Annotated in this window: 23 protein-coding genes, 1 tRNA gene and 1 riboswitch; of the genes, 15 read left to right on the top strand and 9 right to left on the bottom strand. The window is 56.9% G+C overall.

Going from position 1 to position 19,605, the window contains the following annotated elements:
• Positions 1-297 precede the first annotated feature (297 nt).
• On the top strand, positions 298-804 hold the full coding sequence (locus BM357_RS17260; RefSeq protein WP_175511576.1) for an RNA polymerase sigma factor: 507 nt from the start codon (positions 298-300) through the stop codon (positions 802-804).
• On the top strand, positions 791-1,594 hold the full coding sequence (locus BM357_RS17255; protein ID WP_074956449.1) for a hypothetical protein: 804 nt from the start codon (positions 791-793) through the stop codon (positions 1,592-1,594). The genes BM357_RS17260 and BM357_RS17255 overlap by 14 nt, the downstream gene beginning before the upstream one ends.
• 64 nt (positions 1,595-1,658) lie before the next feature.
• Here the strand turns inward: BM357_RS17255 and BM357_RS17250 are convergent, their stop codons facing one another.
• The 3 genes from BM357_RS17250 to BM357_RS17240 form a co-directional block, all read right to left on the bottom strand.
• Positions 1,659-1,964 carry a type II toxin-antitoxin system PemK/MazF family toxin gene (locus tag BM357_RS17250; protein WP_425426565.1) on the bottom strand — a complete coding sequence of 102 codons (306 nt, stop codon included), beginning with the start codon at positions 1,962-1,964 and terminating at the stop codon, positions 1,659-1,661.
• A 33-nt stretch (positions 1,965-1,997) separates the two neighbouring features.
• The gene (locus BM357_RS17245; RefSeq protein ID WP_074956447.1) at positions 1,998-2,237 is read right to left on the bottom strand and encodes an AbrB/MazE/SpoVT family DNA-binding domain-containing protein; all 240 of its coding nucleotides are present in this window, start codon (positions 2,235-2,237) and stop codon (positions 1,998-2,000) included.
• A 622-nt stretch (positions 2,238-2,859) separates the two neighbouring features.
• A complete protein-coding gene (locus tag BM357_RS17240; RefSeq protein ID WP_074956445.1) occupies positions 2,860-3,309 on the bottom strand; it encodes an SgcJ/EcaC family oxidoreductase in 450 nt (149 codons plus the stop codon).
• A 334-nt stretch (positions 3,310-3,643) separates the two neighbouring features.
• Here BM357_RS17240 and BM357_RS17235 point away from each other — a divergent pair, with 334 nt between their 5' ends.
• From BM357_RS17235 to BM357_RS17225, 4 genes are all read left to right on the top strand, one after another.
• On the top strand, positions 3,644-5,215 hold the full coding sequence (locus BM357_RS17235) for a methyl-accepting chemotaxis protein (RefSeq protein WP_074956443.1): 1,572 nt from the start codon (positions 3,644-3,646) through the stop codon (positions 5,213-5,215).
• On the top strand, positions 5,212-5,400 hold the full coding sequence (locus BM357_RS19515) for a hypothetical protein (RefSeq protein WP_139234778.1): 189 nt from the start codon (positions 5,212-5,214) through the stop codon (positions 5,398-5,400). The genes BM357_RS17235 and BM357_RS19515 overlap by 4 nt, the downstream gene beginning before the upstream one ends.
• 150 nt (positions 5,401-5,550) lie before the next feature.
• A complete protein-coding gene (locus BM357_RS17230; protein ID WP_074956441.1) occupies positions 5,551-6,837 on the top strand; it encodes an EAL domain-containing protein in 1,287 nt (428 codons plus the stop codon).
• Positions 6,838-6,941: 104 nt separating this feature from the next.
• On the top strand, positions 6,942-8,159 hold the full coding sequence (locus BM357_RS17225; protein ID WP_245784067.1) for an MFS transporter: 1,218 nt from the start codon (positions 6,942-6,944) through the stop codon (positions 8,157-8,159).
• A 303-nt stretch (positions 8,160-8,462) separates the two neighbouring features.
• On the opposite strand, the gene BM357_RS17220 is transcribed toward BM357_RS17225, so the two are convergent.
• Together BM357_RS17220 and BM357_RS17215 are read right to left on the bottom strand one after the other, a co-directional pair.
• Positions 8,463-9,473, bottom strand: a complete 1,011-nt coding sequence (locus tag BM357_RS17220; RefSeq protein WP_083430641.1) for an FTR1 family iron permease — start codon at positions 9,471-9,473, stop codon at positions 8,463-8,465.
• A gap of 199 nt (positions 9,474-9,672) precedes the next feature.
• Positions 9,673-10,254, bottom strand: coding sequence for an LOG family protein (locus BM357_RS17215; RefSeq protein WP_074956435.1), 582 nt, complete (start codon positions 10,252-10,254; stop codon positions 9,673-9,675).
• Between the two features lie 295 nt (positions 10,255-10,549).
• A riboswitch (SAM riboswitch) is annotated at positions 10,550-10,674 on the top strand.
• A gap of 163 nt (positions 10,675-10,837) precedes the next feature.
• On the opposite strand from BM357_RS17215, the gene BM357_RS17210 reads away from it, so the two are divergent.
• From BM357_RS17210 to BM357_RS17200, 3 genes are read left to right on the top strand one after another with little or no spacing between them, the layout of a single operon-like run.
• On the top strand, positions 10,838-11,872 hold the full coding sequence (locus BM357_RS17210) for a methionine ABC transporter ATP-binding protein (protein ID WP_074956433.1): 1,035 nt from the start codon (positions 10,838-10,840) through the stop codon (positions 11,870-11,872).
• Positions 11,862-12,512, top strand: a complete 651-nt coding sequence (locus BM357_RS17205; protein WP_074956431.1) for a methionine ABC transporter permease — start codon at positions 11,862-11,864, stop codon at positions 12,510-12,512. Before BM357_RS17210 ends, BM357_RS17205 begins: the two co-directional genes overlap by 11 nt.
• A 28-nt stretch (positions 12,513-12,540) precedes the next feature.
• Positions 12,541-13,437, top strand: coding sequence for a MetQ/NlpA family ABC transporter substrate-binding protein (locus tag BM357_RS17200; RefSeq protein WP_074956429.1), 897 nt, complete (start codon positions 12,541-12,543; stop codon positions 13,435-13,437).
• A gap of 193 nt (positions 13,438-13,630) precedes the next feature.
• Here BM357_RS17200 and BM357_RS17195 read toward each other — a convergent pair whose 3' ends face one another.
• From BM357_RS17195 to BM357_RS17185, 3 genes are all read right to left on the bottom strand, one after another.
• Positions 13,631-13,969 carry a L,D-transpeptidase gene (locus tag BM357_RS17195; protein ID WP_074956427.1) on the bottom strand — a complete coding sequence of 113 codons (339 nt, stop codon included), beginning with the start codon at positions 13,967-13,969 and terminating at the stop codon, positions 13,631-13,633.
• Positions 13,970-14,102: 133 nt separating this feature from the next.
• Positions 14,103-14,885, bottom strand: coding sequence for an MltG/YceG/YrrL family protein (locus BM357_RS17190; RefSeq protein ID WP_074956425.1), 783 nt, complete (start codon positions 14,883-14,885; stop codon positions 14,103-14,105).
• Between the two features lie 319 nt (positions 14,886-15,204).
• Entirely contained in the window at positions 15,205-15,435 is a 231-nt protein-coding gene (locus BM357_RS17185; protein ID WP_139234777.1) for a hypothetical protein, read from the bottom strand.
• 178 nt (positions 15,436-15,613) lie between these two features.
• Between BM357_RS17185 and BM357_RS17180 the strand changes: the two genes are divergently transcribed.
• On the top strand, positions 15,614-16,066 hold the full coding sequence (locus tag BM357_RS17180) for a ferritin-like domain-containing protein (RefSeq protein ID WP_083430638.1): 453 nt from the start codon (positions 15,614-15,616) through the stop codon (positions 16,064-16,066).
• Positions 16,067-16,167: 101 nt separating this feature from the next.
• Positions 16,168-16,254, top strand: a tRNA-Leu gene (locus BM357_RS17175).
• A gap of 334 nt (positions 16,255-16,588) precedes the next feature.
• Here BM357_RS17175 and BM357_RS17170 read toward each other — a convergent pair.
• On the bottom strand, positions 16,589-16,804 hold the full coding sequence (locus tag BM357_RS17170) for a hypothetical protein (protein ID WP_074956419.1): 216 nt from the start codon (positions 16,802-16,804) through the stop codon (positions 16,589-16,591).
• Between the two features lie 203 nt (positions 16,805-17,007).
• Between BM357_RS17170 and BM357_RS17165 the strand changes: the two genes are divergently transcribed.
• From BM357_RS17165 to BM357_RS17150, 4 genes are all read left to right on the top strand, one after another.
• Complete coding sequence (locus BM357_RS17165) at positions 17,008-17,745, top strand: spore germination protein (RefSeq protein ID WP_074956416.1); 738 nt, start codon at positions 17,008-17,010, stop codon at positions 17,743-17,745.
• Complete coding sequence (locus tag BM357_RS20545) at positions 17,742-18,020, top strand: spore germination protein (RefSeq protein WP_074956413.1); 279 nt, start codon at positions 17,742-17,744, stop codon at positions 18,018-18,020. Before BM357_RS17165 ends, BM357_RS20545 begins: the two co-directional genes overlap by 4 nt.
• Before the next feature lie 59 nt (positions 18,021-18,079).
• Entirely contained in the window at positions 18,080-18,223 is a 144-nt protein-coding gene (locus tag BM357_RS19985) for a Ger(x)C family spore germination protein (protein ID WP_175511575.1), read from the top strand.
• A 187-nt stretch (positions 18,224-18,410) separates the two neighbouring features.
• Positions 18,411-19,605: spore germination protein (locus BM357_RS17150; protein ID WP_074956407.1), on the top strand; the 1,195-nt coding region annotated here is incomplete at its 3' end.

The raw sequence follows: 19,605 nt of genomic DNA, 5'->3' as shown, positions 1-19,605 counted from the left end.
GGGAGGAGGAGCGGTCAAGGGGAACCGTAGGTTCAGCGACAGCGGCCCTTGACGGGCCGACGACCGATGGCAATTTATAGACGAGGGCAAAGGCCCGATGAAAAACTGAGACAGAGCTCAATATCGGGAGTATGTGTTCAATCTGCAGGGGTTAATCCGCGCTCCTGCACGTTGGATGGTTCGTTCGTTGGTTGGCTCTGTGCTCTCACCCTCTGGGTGGGGGCTTTTTTCGTATCCACTGAAATGATTCGACCGCTTCGTGCGTCAAATCATGCAAAACTTGGCTGGAGGAGCGAGATGATCGATCAATGGTTTGACCTCTACGCCGACGAGGTGTACTCGTTCCTTGCGTACATGGTCAGGGACCGCGAACTGGCAAGAGACCTGACGCAGGAAACGTTCGTACACGCGATGATGGGGATTCACCGATTCAGAGCGGAGTCCAGCCCAAAGACCTGGTTACTCACCATCGCTCGGAATGTCGCCATATCCCACTTGCGGAAACGGCGTGTGGAGGTCGCAGCGGGCGACCTTGTGTTCGACCGGTTAGCGTCGACAATGGGATCTCCAGAGGTCACGGTGGAGCAACGAGACACACAGACCTTGTTGATCGACGCCCTGTACCAGCTAAGGCCGGGATACCGGGACGTCATCATATGCAGGGAGATCATGGGGATGTCAAGCAAAGAGACCGCCCGGGTTCTCGGGTGGAGTACAAACAAGGTGCGGGTCACGTTGCACCGGGCGCTGAAAGCTGCGAAACAGCAGCTGCTCGAAAGGGGATGGGGTCATGAATTGGCGTGATACTGATGGGATTGCGGGTGAGTTCCGGTCCATGCCGAAGTTCGAACTCAGCGCCGAGGACAAGGCGAAAATGCTGACGCAGCTGAAAAGCATCGAAGCGGCCGTCAAGGTGCGCAGGCCACGGCGTTGGCTGATGAGTGCGCTTGCGGCGGGATCGGCTATCGTCGTTGCCGGTTCCTTATTCTTTGCCCTTGAGATGAAAGGCGCTTCGAACAAGAATTCGCCTGCGACAACGACGAGCGTAACCGCCCAGCCCAAGCACCTGGAGGCCGCTACGTCCACGTTGCAGGAGGTCACGGACAAGTTTGGGCCAAAGGCAGAGGAGCTGCACCAGCTTCTGACTCACACAGTCGGACTTCTTGACGCTTGGGCTTATGGAAAGTCCGAAATACCTGGACAGGGAGACTATTCGTTTGCGGATCCAAATCCGACTCACCACAATGGGCAAGCCGGAGTGGAGCCGTACTTACAAGCCGACTACGATAAGTTCCGGCAGCTGTTCAAGACTGAGTTGGCCGAAATGCCTAAGAAGCCATCGGTTCCGGGGTCGTCTATCGGGTTCCTACAAACGGATCGAGAAGACTGGCAAATACTCTATTCAATTGATCAAGCGTACCAAATGGCCCTGTATTATTACTCAGCGTCCGTATACCAACACTCTGGTTACCTCGAAGCCACGCCCGGAAACAACACGCCCGCCGCCTTGGCGGCCAACACCCTGCGCGAGTGGAATGATCTGCTGTTCGGCGGCCGGATTCAGCTTTCAGATGTACCAAAAGTGAAGCACTAACTATTTGCCCATGAAAAAACCCCGCTTTCGCGAGGTCGATGATTCCTGCTGCTGTTGGACGCTTTCAGTAAATCAATGGCTCAAGTTTTTGCAGCACGTCTTCCAGGACTTCTGCGGGGCATTCGCAAATGAACTCTGACTGCCGCGCTGCCCAATCCACGCTCTTGATGTGGTCGGCGAGCACCACGCCATAAACCGGAAGGCCGCTGGGCAAGCTAACCTCGAACGGATAGCCCTTCACCTTCGATGTGATCGGGCAGGCGATACACAACCCGACCGCATTGTTATACGCTCCGTGCGATAACACCAGGGCGGGCCTCCGTCCGCCTTGCTCGTGGCCTGCATCGGGACGGAAGGTGAGCCATGTGATTGTCGCTCCGGTCCGGGCAGTACGGCGCGTTCATCACCATTCTTCACGCCCCACCGCCGCGCCCCAATCTGTCTCACCATGGATGTTGTCGGGCGTTACTTTCGCCAGCAAATCCTCCAGCGTATACTTCTTGCGGCGAATCACGATTTCGTCATCCCGCACCAGGACGTCGACCGTGGTGCCCTCGCGGAGCTTCGTGCGCTCAGCGAACGCCTGCGGTATCCGGACGCCCAGGCTGTTTCCCCATTTGGTCACTCGGACCTGTAGTGTCATCACTCCCCGTGAGGTTCTGTATATACATAATATATACCATTACTCGCGTGGCGATAAGGGGTTGCGGTATTTTTTTCTTCGCCATTTCCGCCAATTTGCGGTCAAGAAATTGGTTCGATCGTGCGTTCGTTCGATGATGGGTTCGTTCGTTGGTTCGTTCAGCAGATTGTCGCATTGGGAGAAATTGTGTTTGAACATGATGGACACACATATCGAGCCCCCATAGAACCTCTTACCGTCTGGCACATGACATTACCATTTGACATGTCTACATTTCCTCGCTCGGAGTGGACACTCGTGTTGGCGGACGGCAAAACGGTCCCCCTCTTCAAGTGAGGTCACCGTGACAACTGCGTGGATTGGCTATTCATCGTGGTTTGCGTCAGGAGCAGACGGCAAACGCCTGCAAAAATGTGCTATCTCTTTGAAAAAATCTGCAATATGAGATATTTGACGTTGTGCCGCTGGCTCCACCTTCGCCAGCGGCGGTGACAGCCCCACATTGCTGTCCTGCCTGCAACCATCCTATTCGGCACAGTTCCAAAAAAGATTGAAACCAATCCCCTACACAGAAGGGCAATTGCATATTCGGTTGTTTTCATGTACGTGACGACGTGTGGACTCAGGTCAGCAACGCTCTTAACTCTGCGGTCATTTGATCGACCAACTCCGGTCTTCCATGAAACTGAGCCGGGGTATTCTGAAAAAGCTGGATGCGCCAATTCCCCTCGTGATGGACAACCACGACAGTGTGATGTGTATTGACGTTGGGATTGATGTCCGATTGTCCAGGAGGCACCATCCCTGCAATCGCTCGTAAGATGGCGATATCGGGCCTCAGAAAACGAACACTTTTCACTTTGCTTACAAACCGAGCGGTGGGGTGATGGTCAAAGATGGGCTTAAGGTGCGAATAGATTTCCTCACGCCCAATCGCCAGACTCCCATCAAAGCCAATCATCTCACCCTCCTCAGTGAACAGATTGGCCATGCCACGGGCGTCGCGGTGGTTCCATTCATCTAACAGCCGCTGATAGACGGCTTGGATTTCATTCGATGCAGCAGTACGCATACCCATTCCCCTCACGTTTTCGAATCATGCCGGTTATCTTCCATGGTTCTGCGAAGCTCTCCTGTCCTGAACTGACATCAGTGTACCACATGCCGATCCCGCCGGATGAGGTGGACCGGCTGGGAGGCCAACGCCGGTTTCGCTGCCGGGAATGCCCTGCCGGCCATCGTGCGCACCGGTGTGCGGTCTTCGCGGCGCTTTTCTTGGCAAATCGTTTACGGTGTGCTCACGGAGACTTAACACTCCTCTGCTACGTTTTCAGGTGAATCCATGCGCGGGCAAGCTGCGGAAAGCCCCGTCACAGGGTGCCGAATAGTGCGAGGGAGTGCGTGAAATGACGGAGACTCGCCTCCAAGTGCGGGAAGACAGCCAAAACGGCGTCGTGCGGTGGTTTCAAGACATCAGCGTCCAACACAAGCTGATGATTCCGCTCACGTGGATTGTCTTGGTTTCGCTTCTGGTGGTCGGTGTGCTCGGTGTGAATACGGCCCATCGCGTGATTGTGTCTTTCAGCCAGAGCAAGCTCACGACCGATTCCAGGGTCAGCTTCACCCTGCTCGACAACCAGTTCAATGGCAACTGGCAAGTGGTCGACGGGAAGTTGTGGAAGGGTGCTATTCTGTTCAACGACAACGCCGCCGTGATGAACGAGATGAATGCCGAGCTCGGCGACCAGGTGGCCCTGTATCTGGGAGACGTGAGAGTTGCCACGTCACTGAAAGACGCGAGCGGCCAATCTGCTGTGGGCGTGAAAGCGCCGCCCGCCGTTGCGGACGCGGTGCTCAAGCAGGGCAAAGTGTACACCGGCCAGGAAACGCTTGGCGGCGAACCGTATGAAACGGCGTATCTGCCGATTCGGGACGGACAAATGCGGATTGTGGGGATGTGGTTCATCGGCATCCCGTTGCGGGAGTTCGTCGCTGCGGAAAATACCCTTCGTGTCGAGACGGCGCTGGTGGGCTTGTCGGTACTGTTGCTGATGTTCGCCCTGGGATGGTTGCTCGCTCGCCGCTTCAAACGGGCCTTGGGCAGTCTGGTCTCTCTTGCCAAAGATGTCGGCGGCGGGAATCTCACCCGACTGGCGGAAGTGGACAGCGGGGACGAGGTAGGCCAGTTGGCCGAAGGTTTCAACGACATGATTCTGGCTTTGAGGTCGCTGATTTCGGAGGCGGGGAGGGCATCGGCCCTGGTGGCGGCTGCGGCTGGGGACCTGAGCGCCATCGCGGAGGAAGGCAGTCGGGGTGCCGAAGAGGTGAGTTCGACCATTGAGGAAGTGGCCGCCGGCGCGAAGCAGCAGGTGAAAGCGGTGGAGAACGGCACGGGACGGGTGGCGGAAATCTCCCATCGCATGCAACACATTGCTGAGAGTGCCCGGACGGTCGCGGCGGTGGCGGAACAGGCGCACGAGGTGACCGAAGAAGGGAACCTGTCCATCCGGCAAGCGGTGAGTCAGATGCATTCCATTCAACAATCCGTCGGGGAACTGGAGAAATTCGTGCTTGTCCTGAGAGAGGATTCGAAGCGAATCGGGGACATTGTGGAGGCCATGGACGCCATCGCGTCTCAGACCAAGCTCCTCGCTTTGAACGCGGCGATTGAAGCGGCCCGGGCGGGCGAACAGGGACTCGGGTTCACGGTGGTGGCAGCCGAAGTCAGGAAATTGGCGGAGCAATCGTCTGCCTCCGCGAAGCGCGTTGCGGATCTCGTCGTCTCCATACAGACCGGAATCAAACAGGTCCTACAGTACACGCAACACTGTCAGGCCGAAGTGGCCGCTGGCATGAACACCGTGAACACGACAGGGCAATCGTTTGAGCAAATTCGGGAGGCTGTGTCGACCGTTTCGTCGCAAATGCAAGACGTCACGTCCGCCGTGGAGAAATCACGCATCAGACGGAACAGTTGAACGCAGCGATGGAAGGGGTGCTCCAGGTCACCACGATGATCGCCTCCGCCATGGAGACCATCACGGCATCGAGCGAAGAGCAGTCAAGCGCGATGGAAGAGATCGCGTCCTCGACGGTGGCGCTCCATCAGATGGCGGAACAATTGCAAACTGTGGTCCAGCGGTTTGTGACGTCCCGGGGTTAACGCCACACCGGTGTTCGCTTTGCACCGGCCTGTACGACGGACGGTTTCGTACCTATCCCGTGGACTCGCAGGCGGGCCTTCCGGCGACGGACAGCATTTCATCCCGCCTTGGAGTGAGAAAGATCCAGTTCGGGCCAGGAGGGAATACAGGTGTCGATTCCTTTGTTCAGCCACGGGCTTCCTGCAAACAGCTTGATGTACCAGGGTGTTCAATCGCTTGGCTTCGTGGATGGGAAGCCCGCTGAAGCGAGATCCTTCACGGTACTGTACATAGACGTCATTGGATTCAGCCGGTTCGAGGAGCGTCACGGTGCGGACGCTTGCGACACCTTGATTGAGTCCCTGCGCCACGCGGTTCAGGAACGGATCCCCATGCTCGGCCGACCAGGCTGTCGAGCGCTGCACGTCTGGGATGACGGCTTCGCGGTGATGGTTCAGGGCCATTGTGACCAGGAGCTTATTCATGCCGCGCACGGCTTTGTGCATGCGGTGGAGGTTTCCTTGAACGCTGTGCTGGGGTCGGCGGGCTATCCTGCCGTCCGGTTGCGTCACGGCATATCTGCGCCCAATCCACCGCGGGGCAGTGACGATATGGGTCGACAACTCTACCGTCAGATCACCGAGGCCGCGCGCGTGGCCCGCAGGCAGTCGTCGCTGCCCGAGAGCACGGTCGTCGAAGAGTTCTACCGCGTCCTCCGAACAGGGGATATCCGCCTCCGTTACCAGCCGATTGTCCATTTCGATTCGTGGCAGACCATTGGCTGGGAATGCCTCTCGCGCGGGCCAGCCCAATCCCAGCTGGAGCACCCCGAACGCCTTTTCGAGTGCGCGGATCGACTCGGCCACCTGTTTGATCTGGAACGCCTGTGCCGGGACAGGGCCATTTCGGGGGCCGAGCCCGGCATGCAACAGAAGCTGTTTCTCAACATTTGTCCGCGGACTTTGATTGATCCCGGATTCCGCCACGGGGAAACGCGGATTCTTGCCGAACGCCGCGGCCTCCGTCCGGATCAGATTGTGTTTGAGATCACCGAGCATCAGGCGGTGGACGATTATCGCCTCTTCAACCGGGTCATCGAACACTACCGGAAGCAGGGCTATCAAATCGCCATCGACGACACGGGGGCGGGCTACTCCGGTTTGGTCACGTTGATGGAGATCAAACCCGATTATGTGAAGGTGGACATGAACCTGGTGCGGTCGATGCACCTCAACCGGACGAAACGGGACATTGTAAGCGCCATCCAGAAGGTAAGCGCGGGTTTTGGCGCCATCGTGATCGCGGAAGGCATTGAGACGTCCGAAGAACTCGAAGCGGTCCGTGAATGTGGCGTGGAATACGGTCAGGGATATCTGTTGGGGATGCCGGCCGAACGTTGTCGCCCCTCGACCTTTTTCGGCCGTTTGGCGGAAAGCGAATTCGGCCGTGTGACATGAGGGATTAAGACCAAAGGCCTATGTTCTCCGTACGCGCATGTGGGTACAATCTTCAGGTGCGGTGTCTGATAGGTCCAACAGAGGGTGCATCGATTGTGAACGGAATGGAACTTCTGCGGCGGAATCACAACTATCGCAATCTCTGGCTCGCCCAGGTGGGCAGCCAATTCGGGGACTGGTTCAATCAGGTCGCGCTCGCTCAAATCACGCTGGAACTCACGGGATCGGCTTCAGCCATGGGGCTTGTTCTCCTCTGTCGTTCTCTGCCCGGGGTGATCCTGGGGCCCTTGGTTGGCCCATACGTGGACCGCTTCCCCACAAAACCCCTTTTATTTTTCACAGACCTTGTTCGCGCTGTGATTGCGCTGTCATACTGTGTGGCCGTGATGGACCACGCAACCTGGGTATTGTACGCGGGATCGTTGCTGCTCGGGGTTTCGGGCGTACTCTTTTCACCGTCGCGCAATGCCACCATTCCACTCGTGGTATCGAAAGAGGACTTGACGACGGCCAATGCATTGGAGTCTGCGGCCGCAGGCGTTCTGCAGATCGTCGGCGCCATCTGCGGCGGGTTTGTGTCTGTCACGTTCAGCCCATTGGCCTGTTTCCTGATCAACTCCGCATCGTATGTTTGGTCCGCACTGCATATCCTGCGATCTCGTTGGCATGAATCCACCAGACCGAGTCGGGAACCGTATTTTCGATTGCTCACAGACGGGTTTCACGAGGCCATGCGGAATCGAGTGGCCCGTGCCATCATCCTGATTGGCATCAGCTGGGGACTTGCCGGCGGAGGTTACTACATCCTGATCCCTGTCCTGGGTGAGCAAACCTTCCACATGGGGGGATTCGGCATTGGTGTATTGTACACGATGGATGGTGCCGGCGTCCTGTTGGGGTCCCTGTTCGTTCATTATTTTGTCCGGGGCAATCATCGAAATGCCGTCGTCTGGTACGGTGTGGCCTATACCACACAGGCGCTGTTTTTTGGAATCCTGACGCAGGCGACCAATGTTGTTTTGGGATGTCTGTCCCTTTTGCTCATGCGCATGAGTTCCGGTGTGATTATTCCACTGGACGCGTATCTGCTCCAGACGGGCACGGATCCGACCAAGAGAGGCCGCGTTTTCTCTCTTCATGTTTCCACTTATGGAGGTGTTATGCAACTGTCCTATGTTGCCACGGGATTTGCGCTTCAGCACTTTGGCATCCATCTCATGGGCATGGTCATCGCCGCCATGTCCCTGATTTGCGGAGTATGCTGGTTGCTGCAATTTGGGAGATCATCCCTTGCGTTCCCTGGCACGCGCGCTGTGCAATGAACGCGATGGCGATCCGTCCATGGGGATTGAAGGATTTTCGAATCTGTGACCCGGATGGTTACTATCTGCGGATCACCTCGAAAGCGTGACGCCTCGCCTCGCTGTCCTGCCAAGGACCATTCTCAAATCGGTGACGGATGTTGCATCCCACCGTCACGGCCAGATCGGACCATTCATGCAGGCAACCCATGCCATGTGCGAATCGGCCACACAGGGCGTCCATCCATGGCTCGTACAGGGGCGCTGATCATGAAGGTCGTTCGACCTGGCCGTGAAGAAAGGGCATGGACACAGAACGGAAGTTCAGTTCGTTTCCGCAGACACCTCATTGGCGCGCGTCAGGTACGGCTCTTCCCGGCGAGGTTTAAACCGATCCAGACGGGCGGCGTAAAAGGAGCCGATCACAAACACCGCGGCAAAAAGTTGTGCGATGATGGTCTCCCAGTTATTGAAAATTGAGAACCAGGTGCCCATCCAGTCCGGAATATTCACCGGGATGGTGTGCGTCGGAATCCAGTTTGCGGCCTGCATTTCATTGACCTGCTCCCCAACCATAATCTCCAGCACGACACCCAGCATAATGCCCGTGAAGACGAGCATTTTCTTATAGGGCAACTTTCGGTGCGCGACAAATGTGAAGTAACCCGTGATCGCAATCAGCACCAGTGCGAGCGCTGTACCCAGCATGACGTTCTTCGTTCCCACCTGCAACCGAATGCTCTGGAGGAAGATGTCCACTTCAAAACCTTCCCGATACACCGACGCGATGCCCAACAGGACAAGTCCCTTGTACGCAACGGATTTGACGATTTCAACTTTGTCACTGCCCGCAGATTCGATGGAGTCGATGAGTTCTTTTTTCTTGCGGTTGTGAAACGATATCCATCCTGTCCAGTAGACGCGATGGAAGAACCAATTCATCACAATGAGGAGGACCACGATGGCAAGAAGGCCGGTCGCTGCCTGGATGTTGGCTTCCGAAGTGGTATTCGCGACCAGATTGAGAATGCCGACGAGGATAAACCAAGTCACCAATGTGGCGCCCAGACCCACGCCTGCTCCTGCTGCGATGGGCTTCCAATACACCTGTTGTGTGCGAACCAGTCCGGCAACGACGGCCGAAAGGACGAGAATGCATTCAAGACCTTCACGATACACCAACACGGCGGTGTCAATCGTAGCGGCGGTCGGCGATATGCCTTGAGCGGTCGGATCCGGAGTGCCAGCGGCCGTGACGGCCTGCCAAACCAGCACGGCGACAAGCAATGCCCCTGCAACGCACAATAGGGCGGTTCTCGCAACGGAACGCAGCATGAACATCACCCCTCACGGAGTTGATAGTTGACTCACGGAATCAACTTTTCGCTGCCCATTATAGAACTAGTCACTGCTACCTTCAACAGTTAGTCGAGGCTAATTTTCATGCCGCGTATCCGTTTGGAGTTACGAGAACGCCAGGCATCCTGCGGTCGACGGTGTGGCGACCGCGACGATGGCGTGATGACCAAGGTCATCACTCGGCGAGTTGTGTCCACTTGTTGCCGAATTCAGGGCGCTGGTATTCGTCCAAGAGCCGGATCAGGGTTCGGGCATCTTCCGCTGAAACCAGCAGCTCTTTATGTTTCTCTTGAACAAATCCTTGTTGAACGGCGTGATCGATCAGGTTCAGGAGCGGTGTATAATACCCCTCGATATTCAGAAGTCCTATGGGTTTCTGGTGAATTCCAAGTTGTGCCCAACTGACGACCTCGAACAGTTCTTCGAACGTGCCGTACCCGCCCGGAAGCGCAATGTACGCGTCGGAGAGATCCCCCATGGTGGCCTTTCTCTCGTGCATATCTTTCACTTCTATCAACCGTGACAGCCCTGTGTGCACTAGTTCGCCCCGAAATAATCCCGTGGGCATCACGCCGATGACCGTCCCGCCATGTGCCAGGACCGTGTTGGCCACCTCGCCCATCAATCCGACTCTGGATCCGCCGTAGACGAGTTCCAGTCCATTTTTGGCGATTTCCTCTCCGAGTTGCTGTGCCTGGACCTTGTACTTTGGGTGAGCCCCGAGATTGGAGCCCGCGAAGACGCAAATTCTTTTCACCACGTATGACCTCCACAGGTGTGCTATAACTGAGTATAAGTCGGCGGAGAAGCTCGAAGGAAGGGAAGCCATGGATAAAAATGATTTCCAAGAATGGATTCACGATTTTTATGAGACCCGAGGTTGGGCGCAATACGGGCCATTGATACGAGTGAGTTTTTTGATGCGGCCTTCGACAAATTTCGTATTGACAGGAGGCGTGGCAAGTTATATGATGAACCCATGCCGAAATTGAATTAATCATAGTTGAATAATTGAATAATATACATTTGGTCCGTCAATAAAAGGATCAGCTCTCTTATCAAGAGAGGCGGAGGGACTGGCCCTGTGAAGCCTCGGCAGCGGACTTGTGTACATTCCTGTACACGAGGACTGTGCCAATTCCTGCAAGCTCGGGTGCTCGAGCTTGGGAGATAAGAAGAGTCTGTCGGGCATGGTGTATCTTCGTGCGCGAACCTCTTCTTATCACAAGAAGAGGTTTTTATTATTATTCCTTCCGAACTTCGTAACTTCGTACAGCGACGGGAGACGACCATCACCAATCGGGCGTGGGCGACAGTCCGTGGGAATGGGGGGCTGTATTGTGATCACATTTGAGAACGTTACAAAAACTTACCATAACGGGAAGCAGATCGTGCATGCTTTGAATGGAATCGATCTGACCATTGAGCGAGGTGAAATTTTCGGCGTCGTGGGCTTTAGCGGAGCTGGGAAAAGTTCTCTCTTGCGGTGCGTCAACCTGTTGGAGAGGCCGACGACGGGCCGGGTGCTGGTGGAGGGTCAGGACATTACCCAGTTCTCCAAGGCAGAGCTGAGACAACACCGGAGAAGGGTAGGAATGGTGTTTCAGCATTTCAACTTGCTGAACTCCAAGACGGTATTCGCCAACGTGGCGGAACCCTTGGTCATCGCCAAAGTTCCAAATGCCGAAATTCGGAAACGTGTCATGGAGCTGCTGGAATTTGTCGGGCTGGCGGACAAGGCGAACCACTACCCGGACCAATTGTCCGGTGGTCAGAAGCAGCGTGTCGGCATCGCCAGGGCGTTGGCGACCCGGCCATCGATTCTGCTGTGCGATGAGGCGACGTCTGCTTTGGATCCGCAAACGACGAGCGCCATTCTGTCCCTGCTCAAAACCATTAACAGGGAGTATCGAATCACCATCCTGTTGGTCACGCATGAGATGTCGGTCATTCGTGAGATCTGTGACAAGGTGGCGGTGATGGAACGCGGCAAAGTCATTGAGTCAGGGTCGGTGTTCGACGTGTTTTCGAATCCTCAGTCGGACATCACCAAAAATTTCGTGAACTCGGTCATGCACACCAAGATCCCCGAGTCCGTGCAAAGACTCCTGTCGGAACCGGAGGGGGGAAACCGCCGCGTGTACCAACTCGTGTTTGTCGGGGCGTCGGCCACGCAACCCGTTTTGTTTCAAGCGGCCAAGAAATTCAATCTGGACATCAACATCTTGTTCGGCAATATCACCGAGTTGCAAGGCGTCCCGTTTGGCCATCTGTTGGTGGAATTTCGCGGTCCCGAGAGGGAAATCAACCGTGCACTGACCTATGTTCGCGAAGCACAGGTCGACATCCAGGAGGCAGTGGGATATGGGCATTGAATGGACGGATTTTGTCACCGCTCTTGAACAAACGTTGACTATGGTGGGATTCTCTCTGTGTTTTTCGGCCATCATCGGATTGCCTCTGGGCATGGCGTTGGTGGTGACCCGCAAGGGGCATATCCTGGAAAACGCGCTGGTGTTCAATGTGTTGAGCACGATCGTGAACATCATTCGATCGGTGCCCTTTATCATTCTGGTCATTGCCATCATTCCATTCACGAGGCTGATTGTCGGGACCTCCATCGGGACTTCGGCCGCCATCGTGCCGATGGTGCTGTCGGCCGCCCCCTACATCTCGCGGTTGGTGGAAAATGCCGTTCTGGAGGTGGATACAGGCGTGATTGAGGCCGCACAGGCGATGGGGGCGACGGAGTGGCAGATTATCGTCAGGTTTCTGCTCCCGGAGGCGCTCCCGGCGCTCGTGCTCGGTCTCACCATCGCCACGATTGGACTCGTGGGTGAGTCGGCCATGGCGGGCACTGTGGGAGGTGGTGGGATCGGAGACTTAGCAATTACGTATGGATACGAGCAGTACGACTATCATGTGATGTTCGTCACCGTCGTCATCCTGATCCTTCTTGTGCAGTTCATTCAGACGCTTGGGAACCTGATTTCGAGAAGAATCAGGAGAAGATAGTCCCAGACATCAGAAGGAGTTGACATTCATGGTGAAATCATTGAAGCGAGTGTGGTTGTCCATCGTTACTTTGCTGACCGCATCTGTGGTGTCTCTCGCCGGGTGCGGGGCGAATCCCGGTTCTGCAGCGAACAACGAGAGTGTCAACAGCACATCAAGCGCCTCATCCAAACAAGTGACGCTCAAGGTGGGCATCATGGGATCGGATGTCCCCTTGTGGAAGTTCATCGATGAACAGGCGAAACAAGAGGGCATTCACCTGGATATCGTCACTTTTAATGACTACGTTTTGCCAAACATGGCATTGGCACAGGGAGAACTGGACCTGAACGCGTTCCAAACGATCTCGTATTTGAACACATTCAAGAAACAGCACAATCTCGACCTGTCTCCCATCGCGACCACCTACCTGTCGCCGATGGCCGTGTATTCGAAGAAATACAAGACGTTGAAGGACATCCCGGACGGGGCGAAGATTGCGGTTCCCAACGACGTCACCAACGAAGCGCGCGCGCTGTTGTTGCTTCAGGAGGGTGGCCTGATCAAACTGTCGTCCAATTTTGGTTTGACGGGCACAGTCAAGCAGATTACGGAGAACCCGAAGCACCTGCAGATTGTCCCGATGGTCGCGCAAAACACCGCGCGTGTCCTGCCTGACGTCGACGCTTCTGTCATCAACGGCAATTACGCCATTGAGGCCGGACTCAATCCAATGAAGGACTCGATTTATCACGAAGGGGCCACAGCGAAAGCGTATTTGAATGTGCTCGCCGTTCGGACCCAGGATGTGAACCGGCCGGAACTGCAGAAACTCGCAAAAATCTATCAGTCCGACAAGGTGAAGCAGTTCATCGACCAGACGTGGCCCGGTGCGCGCATCCCGGTGTTTGTGCCGGTCAGCGAGATCGCGAACATCGGCGCATAAGAAAACCGTTCAGCGTCCGGTTCACGAGTGCATCCCCATGTTGTACGGGGCTGGTTTGTGGAGCGACCGGCCCACGTGCAAACGCAAATGAACGACACCCTCGCGAGCCCCTCCGCGATGCATGCGGTGGGGCTTTTTTTTTTTTTTTGATCCAGTCGGTCGTCGGACTGGTCGATGATTCCGCTGTGGTCGTTCATGCCCGAATGGTGACGCGCGTACCAATGGGGACCAGACTCGCCAACTGGAGCACATCCTCGTTGTACATTCGGATGCAACCTTTCGAGACGAGTTTTCCAATGGACCCCGGATTGTTGGTTCCGTGAATTCCGTAGCCCCGCTTGGACAAACCCATCCAATACGCGCCGTATGGCCCGCCCGGATTCGGCGCCTTGTTGATGATCCAGTACTCGCCCTCCGGCGTGCGTGTCAGCATTTTCCCGATGCCCACCAGAAATCCACGCACCACCTTGTCGTCCTCGAGCAGATACAGATGCCGATCCGACAAATCAACAATCATCCGCCGCCTTGGCATGAGATTCACCCCTGTCACAGCGTATGCGCGAGGCGTGCCTGCCGGGTGCGAAATCAGGCGGTGGGATTTTCATGCGTTCTGCCCAATGACGTCCAATGAATATAGGCAAGCGTCGAGTGCGTTGGCATCGAACCTAAGCTTTGGAGGGCCCCTGTTCCAACACGTGAATGATTTGGCTTTCGTTCATCCCCTCGCGAAAGGTATACACCCCCGGCTTGATATGTCGATCCACGCCGGACTTCTTCAAGGCCATATCAAACGCCGTGGCATCATTCACCAGGTGTTGCGATTGCAAGAACCTGGACAACTCAGACAGCGCCATACCTCTCGACAGGGTGAATGTAATCGTGCGCGGCGCAGACGCTTCGGCCTGCGAAGATGAGGATGCCTCGTGCGTCGTATTCCTGGTGCCCGCCGTTTCTGCCGAATGCATGGACACGACCTGTTGGGGAGCGGGTGCGACGGGCTGTGTGCCCGGATGGTGGACGGAGTAGCCCAGGACAGCCGCAATGAGCACGCTCCCCACGTAGGCCGTGCGGCGAAACCAGACAGAACGAACAAGCGGACGCGGGGAAATGGAAACCACGGACTGGACAGCCCATTGGCCACCGCGACACGTCAGCCGGATGTCCACAAGGTAGCCGGCGCATTCCGCACGCACGTAGAACACCAGGATTTCATCATTCCAAACTTCCGTGGCAATGATCTCGCCTCGCAGAATGGCCTTCCACATTTTGCTGAGCGAACGTTCGTCATCGGGAAATCGACTTCCGATCGACTTGAGGTGCGGGGTGATTTCGCGCATGAATACCTGGTGTGTAAACTCGGGCAAGCCGATGTCTGCGATGGCACGGCTGAACGACTTATAAACAACCGATTCAATTAACGGGTGCGAACTGTACGATGTTTCCTGCATAACCCTTCACCTTTTCTTTCTATGTAAACAGGAAATATATAAGGAATGGACATCCAGACCAATCCACGAGGCATGCTCCTGTGCGAACACGCGGGCATTGCTCATAAACTTCGTCTTCCCGTCCGGGATTGTGGGGGTACAGAGGGTGCCGGGCACTCGTTCCGTCTCTCCGCGCTGGTGATGACCATCTTCTCTCGAAAGGAATGACGCGCGGCTCGCACAGAGTCGTGCGGTGCCGCGCGTCGGGCTGTTGGGCATATCCGTACGGATGCTGGTGATGCGTAAGAAAGATCGCGATCCGATTTCGTTGAACACGGGATCACGCTTCACAACTGGCCACGTGGATCTGCTCCAGGACAGACTCAGCCATCCGTTCTGCCTCAATCAGGCAGAGTTGGTGAATGACTGCGAGATCGTGCGGAGACAGGAATTGAATGACCTTCTCGCACCCGTGCGTGCACGGAATGGTGAGCGGGGTGTCGCAAGACGCCACCGGGATCACGCGCGTGAAGTAGTGTTCGTACCACTGAAGGCGGATCAACCAGACCACCCTTCCCTCGCTGGAGTCCTTTACTCTTACAGTATGGACATGGTGCGCAAAAAACTACCCTGAATCGCCCACCTTCGTCACGACGCGCGTTTACGATGCGAAGGAATGGGGCCCGATGCTGGGTGAACGTTTATGCTGGGTGGACGCATAGAGTGTGAAAAAACGTGGAGGGCGAAGCATGGAATCGTGGCATTGGGGTTCAGTCGCACCCCACACGTACGGGCACGACTTCAAAGACAGGAACATGTTTATTTCTCAATTGCAGAAGGCCATCAACGACGAGGCGAGCGCGATCGCGTTTTATGAAGTTCTGGAAGGCATGGCGCCCGCTCGTTATCGTGATTTTGTCACCCATGCCAGGGAAGACGAGATGGTTCACCTCCGCATGTTCCACAGATTGTACCGTCGGCTCACGGGACACGAACCGTCGGTGCAAGTACGGGCCACACGGTTTTCTTCATACAAAGAAGGATTGGAACTCGCGTTTCGCAGTGAATTGGAGGCAGCGGAGATGTACCGAGACATGTACTTGAGCACTCGGGTGCCAAAGGTTCGGGACATTCTCTTCAGAGCCATGACGGATGAAATGGAGCACGCTCAACGATTCAATTTTTTGTATGGCGTGTCGTGAACCGAGCTTTTACCGGGTTGTGGTTGAACGTCGGCGCTGCCCGGAGCGATTGCCCGCGTCGGGGACGTAGGATACAATGAGGTTGGCCTAGGCTTCCACAAGCCGGGGTGGCGGAATCGGCAGACGCAGCGGACTTAAAATCCGCTGGGCGAAAGCCCGTACGGGTTCGAGTCCCGTTCCCGGCACCAACGAAAAACCCAGCAGCGGCGCGGTTTCTCGGGCTTCCCGATATCCGCGCCGTTTTTCGTACGCAGCCCGACTTCTAACATTTTTCTAACCTTCGTGTTACGAAATAATTTGTCACGCAAAAACCCGGCGTCGTCGCCGGGGGTTGGAGGGGGTATTTCTTCGTCGCGCTCCCGCGGTTCCTGGTATCGATCAGCGCATCGAATTCGTCGGCTGCGCACTGTTGCAGACCGGGCAGCGGGTGAGAGTAGGTGTCCAGCGTGAGGGTGATCGTGCTGTGCCCTGGGAGCGTGTCCGAGTAATCGACCGAAGGGCACGCTCCTAGAACTCCGGGAGCTAATCAAGATTGTTCCCCTTGCCGTATTCTGTCGATCCGGCCGTGTTGTTGATCTCCCAGGTGCCGTCTGCGTGTAAGTCGGATAGCGAATCCACCTCACCATTCTGCGCCATCGTGCGTGCTTCGTCTATTGACACCACATGGCCGTCGTTCGTTAACAGGTGCGTGATGTTGCCGAATCCGTCCTTGCGGACGCGGACAAATTTCGTTCCCATGTGCATCATCCTTCAGGAAGATGGCGTGAACATCATCCCGATATCCTTCGCGGAACCTGATACTCGTATGCACTCGTGAGCGGAAGGTGAACCCGCCTCCTGCATTTACCTCCCAAATATGGCAATTACAATCCTGCATAAAAGTCGCGGGCAGGTCATGCTGGCCCGCGGCCGCACCCTGGTAGCACCCGGAAGGGAAGCGAGTGCCGGGCACACTCAACGACCCCATTCCCCGCCGGCTGGCGCGAGCCGTCGCTGAACTGGAGCGGCGCATGAACCCTTGCCCGGACCTGAAGCGGCAGGTCGTGGAGGCGCGGGGCCGCGAGGCGGTCATCGTGTGGCAGGACGGACTGGTGGACGAGCAGCGCCTTCAGGTGGGGATCACCGCCCTGTCCGGGAGCCTTCCGCCGGCCCGAAGGGGGACGAGGGTTCCGCAAAGGGAAACGCCGGGGGTGGACGCGCGGTCACTGGCTTCTTGGCAGGACGTGATCCGGGCGCTGTGCGACGGGTACGCCGTGTGCTTTTTCGACGGGCGGTCGCAGGCGTACGCGTGGGATGTGGCGAAGCGGCCGCGACGTGGCGTCGAGAAGGCCGAAAACGAGCCGACCATGCAGGGGTCCCAGGAGGCGTTCCTCGAGAACCTGGGGAACAACCTGGCCTTGCTGCGGAAGCGGTTGCGGACGGCCTCGGCTCAAGGTGGAGATGTTCGCGGTCGGCGAACAGGCACCGGTGCGGGTGGCTTCGGGTCTGCTGCAGGGGCGCGTCGGGCTGATGGTACCCGTCTGCCGCGCCTGGTCGGGCAGTCGATGAGCATCGTCGGGACCTTGATCATCGGGGACGCGGCGGTCCGCGCGGGCCTGGTCTCGCCGGGGATGGTGATTGTCGTGGCGGCCACCGGTGTGGCCTCCTTCACCCTCCCTGCCCTGGGGTGGTCCAGGTGACCCGCCTGCTGCAGTTTCCCCTCGTCGTGGTGGCAGGGGCGCTTGGCCTGTACGGCGTGGTGCTGTTGGGATTGGTGTTCGTCGGCTACATGGCATCGCTCCGCAGCTTCGGGGTTCCGTACCTGTCGCCCGTGGCTCCTTTCATCTGGCCCGATATGAAGGACGCGGTCATTCGCGCGCTGTGGTGGGCGATGAACCGCCGGCCCAAGCAGTTTGGTCCAATCGATCCGAAGCGGGACAAGGGCCGCCGGCTGAGCTGGCGGGTGCCCCGGTGATGGGCCGCGGGCGCCGGTGGCCCTGGGTATGGCTCTGCGCCCCTTTGTGGTTGTCGCAAGTGGAAGACATGATGGTGGTCACCGGGATCGCCATCGACTCGGCGGAGCAGGGCCAATTGTCCGTCACGCTGGACATCGTCAACCCGGAGCAACGCCCCTCCCAGGAGGAGCAGGGGGCGGTCCACGTGCTGGGTGGCACCTGAGCCCGCTGACGAAGTCGGAGTCGGGCCGAACCGGGCATTAATGGCATGTTGGTGTGTGGGGGCCAAAGCCACCAGTCGAGAGGGATGGAAGGGACCGTGACAGTCATTCAGCTCAGGGCGTACATAGTTTGGACGTAATTGATCAAAATAACAATTAAGTGGAACAAACAGGCTCGGGGAGTATACGATGATTTTCGACAAGCTTCGGCGTACGAAGAGAAAAGACCTGTGGAATGATCCCGGCAGGATAGCCAGCCTCGTCAACTCTTCGCTGTCTGAGCCGGACGAACCGTTCCCCGCCTCTGTAGAACCATTGCGGAGTTGGGTCAAGGCGGAGTGGAAAAACTGCGACGATTTGCAGCTCCGTGACATCGACGTGCACGGTACGCGCGTGCTTTTGGTCTGGCTGCGCGGATTGGTGGACCTTGCGCGGATCGAACAGGGCGTTCTCGAGCCCCTTGCGGCTTTGCAAAAACGGCGGCCGGACATCCGGCAGATGGAGTCCGTCCTGCACACGGTGCACGTCCGTTGGATCAAGACACGGCAAGAATTGAACACAGCTGTGTCGGACGGCCAGGTGGTGCTCTGCGCAGACGGTTCCAAATTGGCCCTCGTCCTTGATATCAGCAAGCCCCCGGTCCGGGCCATCGAAAAGGCTGAAAACGAGCCCACCCTGCAAGGCCCTCAGGAGGCGTTTGTCGAGCATTTGGAGCTCAACATTGCGCTCCTCCGCAAGCGGATTCGCAGTCCGCGTCTTAAGGTCGAATCGATGCGCATCGGCGTGTATTCCAAGACCACCGTGTCCATCGTATATATCGAAGGCATCGCCAAACCAACTCTGGTGGAAGAAGCGCGTCAACGGCTGCGCAAGATTTCCATCGATGGAGTGAATGACATCAACGAGTTGCGCGAACTGATCGGTGACGCTCCGTACACCCTGTTTCCGACAACCGAAGAGACCGAACGTCCGGACCGGGTGACGGGCAGTCTGTTGCAGGGGCGCATTGCCATCATGCTCGACGGAGCGCCAGCCTGTATGATGGTGCCGGCGCAGTTCATCTATTTTCTGGCATCCGCCGAAGATTACTACATGAATTACACACTGACGCTGTTCATTCGCATTTTGCGCCACATGGCATACTGGTCTTCCCTCTTGTTGCCGTCCCTGTACGTGGCGCTGTTGTCTTACAACCAAGACCTGATACCGACACCGCTGCTCGTCAGCATGGTGGCCCAACACCGCGGCATTCCGTTTCCGACCATCTTGGAAGCGCTCGTGATGATGTACGCCTTCGAAGCCCTGCGTGAAGCGGGCTCGCGTCTGCCAAGGGCGGTTGGGCAATCGGTCAGCATTGTGGGTACGCTGATTGTCGGCGATGCCG

This window comes from Paenalicyclobacillus macrosporangiidus (genome assembly GCF_900116805.1).
Taxonomy (GTDB): Bacteria; Bacillota; Bacilli; order Alicyclobacillales; family Alicyclobacillaceae; genus Alicyclobacillus_H; species Alicyclobacillus_H macrosporangiidus.
The sequence above is the reverse complement of the archived record's forward strand: the minus strand, read 5'-3'. Positions and strand labels throughout refer to the sequence as shown.

Excerpts from the sequence above, each read along its gene's own strand:
- BM357_RS17260 (WP_175511576.1), top strand. The coding sequence starts at position 298 with ATGATCGATCAATGGTTTGACCTCTACGCCGACGAGGTGTACTCGTTC.
- BM357_RS17255 (WP_074956449.1), top strand. The coding sequence starts at position 791 with ATGAATTGGCGTGATACTGATGGGATTGCGGGTGAGTTCCGGTCCATG.
- BM357_RS17245 (WP_074956447.1), bottom strand. The coding sequence starts at position 2,237 with ATGACACTACAGGTCCGAGTGACCAAATGGGGAAACAGCCTGGGCGTC.
- BM357_RS17240 (WP_074956445.1), bottom strand. The coding sequence starts at position 3,309 with ATGCGTACTGCTGCATCGAATGAAATCCAAGCCGTCTATCAGCGGCTG.
- BM357_RS17235 (WP_074956443.1), top strand. The coding sequence starts at position 3,644 with ATGACGGAGACTCGCCTCCAAGTGCGGGAAGACAGCCAAAACGGCGTC.
- BM357_RS17225 (WP_245784067.1), top strand. The coding sequence starts at position 6,942 with ATGGAACTTCTGCGGCGGAATCACAACTATCGCAATCTCTGGCTCGCC.
- BM357_RS17220 (WP_083430641.1), bottom strand. The coding sequence starts at position 9,473 with ATGCTGCGTTCCGTTGCGAGAACCGCCCTATTGTGCGTTGCAGGGGCA.
- BM357_RS17205 (WP_074956431.1), top strand. The coding sequence starts at position 11,862 with ATGGGCATTGAATGGACGGATTTTGTCACCGCTCTTGAACAAACGTTG.
- BM357_RS17200 (WP_074956429.1), top strand. The coding sequence starts at position 12,541 with ATGGTGAAATCATTGAAGCGAGTGTGGTTGTCCATCGTTACTTTGCTG.
- BM357_RS17195 (WP_074956427.1), bottom strand. The coding sequence starts at position 13,969 with ATGCCAAGGCGGCGGATGATTGTTGATTTGTCGGATCGGCATCTGTAT.
- BM357_RS17190 (WP_074956425.1), bottom strand. The coding sequence starts at position 14,885 with ATGCAGGAAACATCGTACAGTTCGCACCCGTTAATTGAATCGGTTGTT.
- BM357_RS17180 (WP_083430638.1), top strand. The coding sequence starts at position 15,614 with ATGGAATCGTGGCATTGGGGTTCAGTCGCACCCCACACGTACGGGCAC.
- BM357_RS17170 (WP_074956419.1), bottom strand. The coding sequence starts at position 16,804 with ATGGGAACGAAATTTGTCCGCGTCCGCAAGGACGGATTCGGCAACATC.